Source organism: Streptomyces sp. NPDC002870 (genome assembly GCF_042888505.1).
In the GTDB taxonomy this organism is placed as follows: domain Bacteria; phylum Actinomycetota; class Actinomycetes; order Streptomycetales; family Streptomycetaceae; genus Streptomyces.
In genome coordinates this window covers 63173-69619 of sequence record NZ_JBIAPW010000045.1, presented here as the reverse complement: position 1 = coordinate 69619, position 6447 = coordinate 63173, and the positions used below count along the sequence as shown (strand labels likewise).

The following is a 6447-nucleotide window of genomic DNA, read 5'->3' as shown; positions in this document are numbered from 1 at the left end:
CCGGCACCTGCACCACCTGCCACCGCCCCCTGCCCAGAACATCCACCACCAGCCAGAACCCAAGAGCCAGAGCAACCTAACGGAGTCCTACTAGGCGGCCGCCGCCGGCCATGGTCAGGACGCTGCCCATGGCGGGGAAGGCGACGGCGCCGGCCACCTGCGCAGCGCTGGGTCCGGGGCGTGCGGGACGGTCCGGCCTGGGCTCGGGCGGCCGGGGGCATGAGGGCGCGCTTCACGCGTACTCCTGAGTGCAGGTGCGGCCCGCCCGCGCAGGGCGGGCCGCCGGGGATGGAAGGGGTCGTAACGCGCCGGGGTTCCACGGCAGTTGGCGCTGCCTTTGCGTGCGGGGCCGGTGCGCAAGAGCATGCCGCGCCTGTGCCCCGCGCCGCCCACCGTTCGTGTCCGCTATGACCGTAAGGTCCCTGTGGTTGGTCATGGACGTTCCACGGTGTCGTACCCGGAAGTCGGTCTCGGGCGCGGACAGGGAACGACGCCTGACGGCCGGTGATCAGCGCGGACGCCCATCTGCGCCGGCCGCTCGCGACTGCGGGTGGTCAGAGCTGTTCCAGCGCGGCTTGCCCGACGCTGCTCTGTGGACTGATGATGCGTCCATCCGCTGCCGGCCTGCGAGTCGGCGGCATCCCTGAGTCGAATGGGTCGTAACCACCGCATCACAGGGAATCCGCAGGTCGCGTTGGCGCGCGCCCTGCTCCTCCGGGGCCCGGCACATCTCGTGCCGGGCCCCGGACGCGTTCACGGCCCCGCGGTTTCTGCCGGCGGTCCCGCAGCTGCCGCGCTCGCATGAGTCCAGCAGTACCGACGAGCTGACCGCGCTGGGAGCTCAGCTGTGCTGTGCTTCGCGCAGGGCGTCGGCTTGGCGTTTCAGCAGGTTCTGGTCCAGCTTGGGGAGGAACGAACGTTTCTTTGCGGCCGAGAGCTGGCTGGCGAAAATGCTGTCCGATACGACAGTGATGATCGCCTCCCCCGAACGGACAGTTGTGATCAAGGAATCGTGGTCCGTCTTGAATCTGCCGGCATCCGTAGTGAAGTGCATGCGGAAACTCACCGTGGCGTCGCCCGCAGGTACCTGGTCTGCCACGCCCTCGATGTCCACTTGCACTCGGTCGCCGTATCGGTTCAGGAAGGACAGCGACGGACAGGCGTCGAGCGCCTTGTCCACGGAGGCAAGGTATGCGCTGGCGCCCCGGGGACGATAGCTGGAGAAGGTGAGGGTCTCGGTTGGCGGGGCGAACATCGAAGCGGATATGTGGACCCAGGCACTGGCCACTGAGGTGGCGGGGACGCCAGAGCGAGCATCTTGGAGTGGTCGGCATGCCGCAGGCCGTACGCCCTGGGCGGGAGTGCCGCCGCCGGTCTGTGACTCGGGCGCGCCGATGACGCTGTAGCCCGGCAGAGCCCCTTCTTTGGGGAGTGCTGCCGCCAACTCTGCAGCGGTGAGCGGCCGCACGGTCGTCGACGGTCTCGGCGACAGGATAGGAGAGGACGACTCAGACTCGGCGGCCGTGTTGCCGCCTCCTGAAGCACAGCCGCCGATAAGACTGAGAACAGCGCCGACGGCAGCGGCGAAGAGGGAGCGAGTGCCCCGGTTGGATGACATGACACTCCCTGTACTGGAACGGTGAATCGCACGGAGTGTATTCGGTGATCGGTCTACGCCTGTACCCGGCGAACCTTCACGGTCAGAGCACTAGCGTCGATGAACACGACCGGGGAGACGCGGTCGAGCGGCCGATTCTGCCCTTCCGCCATGCCGTCCATCACCTTGTCCGTAGTCGTGGTGATGGTCATCTTGGCCACAGTGGCGCCGTAGAACTCGGCCAGGTGCGCGGAGATCTCACCGTGCGTGAGGCCCTTCGCGGACAACGAGAGACCCATCTCGTCCACGCCGGTCAGTCGGCGCTGCCGGCTTGTTGACGATGGCCGGCTCGAAGGAAACCCCACGTCTCGGGGTACATCGATCTCGACCGGGCTGACGGTCAGCACGGTTTTGGACCGGGTGCCGTTGCGGCTGTTGCCGCCGTCCTTGCCCGCCGGGTCATGCTTGTCGTAGCCGAGACGGTCGGTGATCTCGTCCTCCAGGGCGGACTCCAGAACCGTCTTGGTCAGCTGCTGCAGCAGCCGGCCCTCGCCGGTCAACTGCAGCCCTTGGTTCCGGGCCTGCTCGACGAGCTGGTCGAGGAGCTTCTGCTCGACCGCCGAGGCCTCCAGCAACGCTTCCGCCTGGTCATCGACGGTCACGGACTCGGTCACGGTGTCAGTCACTTGATGTCTCTTCCTCGATCATCAATTACACCGGAGACCGGGCTCTGTCCCCTAATCGGTGGTGACGAAGCGTGACCGGGATCGTTGACATCGCATGCGAGGCGTCAACTCCCTTGTGAAGACCGTGGTTTCGGGGTTGTCGGCACTGGTCGTTGATGATGTGGCGGACGAGGATGCGGTGATCCTCCTGTCGGCGCGAACCCGGCAGGAGGCGGTGCCGTGCCCGATGTGCGGGACGCCGACCGCGAGAGCGCATGGCTTCCACGGGCGCCCGGTTGCGGACGTAGCGGTGGACGGCCGACGGGTGGTGCTATCAGTGCAGGTGCGGCGCCTGGTCTGCCCGGTGCTGGGGTGCCCGAGACAGAACCTTCCGCGAGCAGGTCCCCGGACTGCTGGAGCGATACCAGCGCCGCACGACCCGGCTGGCTGGCCAACTTGGCTCTGTGGTCAAGGAGTTAGCGGGCCGGGCGGGCGCCCGCCTCTCCCGCTGCCTCGCCGTCGCGATCTCCCGCTCGACCGCGCTGCGGATGCTGACGAGGCTGCCGCTGCCCCCGCTGCGTGTGCCACGGGTCCTCGGCGTCGACGACTTTGCCCTGAAGCGGTGCCACCGCTACGCCACCATCCTCAACGACGCCGAGACCGGCGAGCGGATCGACGGACTGCCGGACCGCAGCGCGGACACCCTCGAGCGGTGGTTGCGCGAGCATCCCGGTGTCGAGATCGTCTGCCGAGACGGTTCGGGGGCCTACGGCGAGGCGGTCCGCCGGGCCTTGCCCGGTGCAGTGCAGGTCAGCGACCGCTGGCACATCTGGAAGAACCTCTGCGACAAGGCCCTGGCCACCGTCCGCTCCCACAGCTCCTGCTGGGCCACCGTCAAACCGCCTCACCCCGCGGGCGTGTACGAGCAGACCACCCGCGAGCGCTGGCACCAGGTCCACGACCTGCTCGGCAAGGGCGTCGGCCTGCTCGAATGCGCCCGCCGCCTCAACCTGGCGCTCAACACGGTCAAACGCTATGCGCGGACCCGGCAACCCGAGATCCTGCGCCGAGCCCCACGCTACCGGGCCCACCCTGGTCGACCCCTACCGCGAACATCTCCGCACCCGCCGCGCCGCCGACCCCGCCGTCCCCGTCAAGCAACTGTTCCGCGAATCAAGGAGCTGGGCTACACCGGCAGCCTCAATCTCCTCTACCGCTACCTCACCCAGGGCCGAGCCGAGGGCGACCGGCCCGTCACCACCCCACAGCGCCTGACCCGCCTCCTCCTCACCCGCCCCGGCAACCTGCGGGACAAGGACGCCAAGCTCCTTGCCGAGCTTAGCGCCGCCTGCCCCGAGATGACCGCCCTCGCCCAACTAGTCCGGGAGTTCGCCGAACTCCTCTCCCCGGCTCCGGGCAACGACGCCGCACTCACGAAGTGGATCAACGACGTCAGTGCCGCCGACCTGCCCTACCTGCACGCCTTCGCCAACGGCCTCGAACTCGACCGCGCGGCCGTCGATGCCGGCCTCACCACCCCGCACCACAACGGCCGCACCGAAGGCGTCAACACGCGGACAAGAGGATCACGAGACAGATACACGGCCGAGCCGGGTTCGCCCTCCTACGCCACCGCATCCTCCTCCGGTGATCACCACAGAGTGCAACCACCGATTACGGGACAGAGCCGGATGTGCGACAGAGCCGTTTGTTGCACACCCACAAGGCACCGACTGGCGGTCGATGGTCGCTCATGGCCAGCTTTGGGAACGAATTTGCGCCAAACCGATCCAGAAGGATCGTTTCTTTGTGCACAAAACTGCTCTGATCGCGGGCCGATGACGGCTGCGCCGGGTTGCGGATCGGCCGGGGCGGGAAGGTTTGGAGCGCGAAGGGACGCGGAGCGGTTTGCATCCGTCCCCGTGGCAGTAGTGGATCGTCGACCCATGGGTCGTCCGGGAGGGAGAAACGATGCCGCAGGAGCAGACGTTCGCGATTCCCTTCAGAGATCCGCCACAGGATGCTCAGGGCGTGCGGGGGAATCACCGTTCAAACTCTGGATGCCTTCCTGCAGCCAGGGATGGGCGACCGGTTGCCGGAGTCGGCAAATGCCATCGAAAAGGGAATGGCCGACCTCCAGCAACGCCTTTTCCCCCTGAGACTGGCGCACGGGCGGCAGGAGCTCAACCGGGCCCTGGCAAGGTACGTCGACGCGGGAGTTCAGGAACTGGCCAACAGCCGCGCCGGCCGTGTCCCGAACCTGATCGAGTATGCCCAGTTCCGCCGTGAAATCTTCACCGCCTAGCAGATCCGGCATGGCCAGACCGTCTGCGCTCTGCTCGACGCCTTCGTGGACTACATGGGGCTGGCGAACGAAATCGCCTCCTGTCAGCGCGCGCATGCCGCCGATCTGGCGGCCCGAGGACGCCACGTCGAGCGCCCCAGCTTGGGTTTAAGCCAGTCCGCTGTCGGGCGCAGGGTGAATGTCAGCGTGATGCTCAGGGTTGTGTCAGTGGCGGCATAAAGTCGGTGTCAGTAGACCGTGGTGACTCGGAGAGATCCGCAATGTACTACGACGTTGTCGTGGAGGCGGTCGACGATCTCGCCGCGCGTTACCAGGTTCGCCCCGGCGAGGGCTGCAAGTGCCTGGCGTTGGGCGGTGTCGGCGGTATAGGTGCCGCCGCCTGCCCCGGAATCCGCGGTCAGCCGCTTGGCCGTCACGGTGACATGCGCGCGTCGCGCTCCGCCGCCGGGAAGCCAAGGAATCGGTCGCCTCCATGGCCAAGCACCTCGGCGTCGGCCGCTTCACTGTCAACCAGGTCCTCACCGCCTGGGACGACGCCATGGCCACCACACCCCCTGCAGCACGGAACGACTCCGGTGACCGCGCCGGCGTGGCACAGCCGGGGGTGATGCGGGTGTGAAAGCGCCGGTGAGCGGCCTGGGCGGGCAGGATGTGACGGAACCGGACGGAGCAGCTGATGCTGCTTCCCGATCACGGAGACGAACGTGACAGACGGCAAAGCACCAGAGGAAGTTCCGCAGATCATGCAGAGAACAGGGGAGCTGATGCAGAGCTATTCGGCTCCCGAGCACCATCGTGAAGACTGGACGCTGTTCACCAAAGTGACCCTGGAATGGACGATGCACTGGCTCGCTGGTGCTGACGAGACCGACTGTGTCCGATACATCGTCTACGGAGCGTCTCACGACCGACCCTGGCTCCTGGAAGAGCAAGGCAAGGCAAGCGTGCTGGACTGCGTGGTCTTCGGGGAGACCATCGGCGAAACGATCGGCCGTCTGGCCGGAGGTGACTATGAAGCAGAACGACTGCTTGCCCAGGGCCTGGAAAAGGAACTCGCCACTACCCACACCAAGGTAGATTTTGCCGGACAGCTGGACCGCGCCGTCCTCACCGAACCAGCCACGTACTCCGCCTACATCCGGTTCCGCACCGATGACTCCTTCGTCCGCGCCACCCTGCATGCCCTGCTGTGTGCCAATGGCATTCCCAGCACCTCTTGGGACCGGTCCTACATCGACAAGGTGGTGGAGGCGTCCATCCTCTTCCACGACCTCTACGGCTTCCAGCGCCATACCTTCGAGCGAGAGTGCGCGAACATATTCCTGATCGCCGGGCTCACCAGCTCCGACGCGCATCTCGTGGACCAGGTGTATCTCAAGGCGCTCTCGCTGCAGTACGACACAGCCCGGGACGCGACCGTGCCGCCCCTGATGAAGGCGGTTTGCCTGCAGTACATCGCGGGCTACCCCAGCAGCCACATGCACATGTCCCGCTACGGCATGCGGCAGCTCCTCACCCAGGCCGTCGCCGACAGCGTCACACGCACCTATGCGAGCATCGGTAGCACCGTCAGTTACAGCTCACACCGTGGTCACGGAACTACTGCACGCCTGAAGCAGGTCAGTGCCCAGGCCTCACATCCTGCGCCAGCAGGCGCCATGCTCATCGAAGGCGCTGACTTTCTCCTGCGCCCACCGCACACCCGCCAACAATCTGGCTAATAGACCAAGCCCTGCGCGTCTTTGACATCCACTGGGCGTCCGACATCCGCCCGGTCTCGTACCGACCTTTGGTGGCTGAGCCGCTGGAAGGACCGGCTCCCGGCTGGGGATGCGCCCGTCGTGCGGAGAATTCTGAACCTCGCCGAACTCGGGCCGGGG

General features: G+C 66.6%; 6 protein-coding genes and 1 pseudogene. 5 read left to right on the top strand and 2 right to left on the bottom strand.

The features are described from left to right. Nucleotides 1-841: 841 nt before the first annotated feature. Together ACFYWY_RS34930 and ACFYWY_RS34925 are read right to left on the bottom strand one after the other, a co-directional pair. A complete protein-coding gene (locus ACFYWY_RS34930) occupies nucleotides 842-1180 on the bottom strand; it encodes a hypothetical protein (RefSeq protein WP_389194451.1) in 339 nt (112 codons plus the stop codon). A gap of 491 nt (nucleotides 1181-1671) precedes the next feature. Then, nucleotides 1672-2283: a transposase gene (locus ACFYWY_RS34925; RefSeq protein WP_389194448.1), complete on the bottom strand. Its 612-nt coding sequence runs from the start codon at nucleotides 2281-2283 to the stop codon at nucleotides 1672-1674. 94 nt (nucleotides 2284-2377) lie between these two features. Between ACFYWY_RS34925 and ACFYWY_RS34920 the strand changes: the two are divergent. The 5 genes and pseudogenes from ACFYWY_RS34920 to ACFYWY_RS34900 all read left to right on the top strand — a co-directional run. After that, nucleotides 2378-2614: pseudogene (locus tag ACFYWY_RS34920) on the top strand (transposase family protein); the annotation flags it as partial. A gap of 58 nt (nucleotides 2615-2672) precedes the next feature. After that, nucleotides 2673-4421, top strand: a complete 1749-nt coding sequence (locus ACFYWY_RS34915) for an ISL3 family transposase (RefSeq protein ID WP_389194463.1) — start codon at nucleotides 2673-2675, stop codon at nucleotides 4419-4421. Next, nucleotides 4343-4567, top strand: coding sequence for a hypothetical protein (locus ACFYWY_RS34910; protein WP_389194445.1), 225 nt, complete (start codon nucleotides 4343-4345; stop codon nucleotides 4565-4567). The genes ACFYWY_RS34915 and ACFYWY_RS34910 overlap by 79 nt, the downstream gene beginning before the upstream one ends. 472 nt (nucleotides 4568-5039) lie before the next feature. Then, nucleotides 5040-5186 (top strand): hypothetical protein, encoded by a 147-nt coding sequence (locus ACFYWY_RS34905; RefSeq protein ID WP_389194442.1) that lies wholly within the window; start codon nucleotides 5040-5042, stop codon nucleotides 5184-5186. A gap of 85 nt (nucleotides 5187-5271) precedes the next feature. Further along, nucleotides 5272-6288, top strand: coding sequence for a hypothetical protein (locus ACFYWY_RS34900; protein WP_389194439.1), 1017 nt, complete (start codon nucleotides 5272-5274; stop codon nucleotides 6286-6288). The last annotated feature ends 159 nt before the right edge of the window (nucleotides 6289-6447 follow it).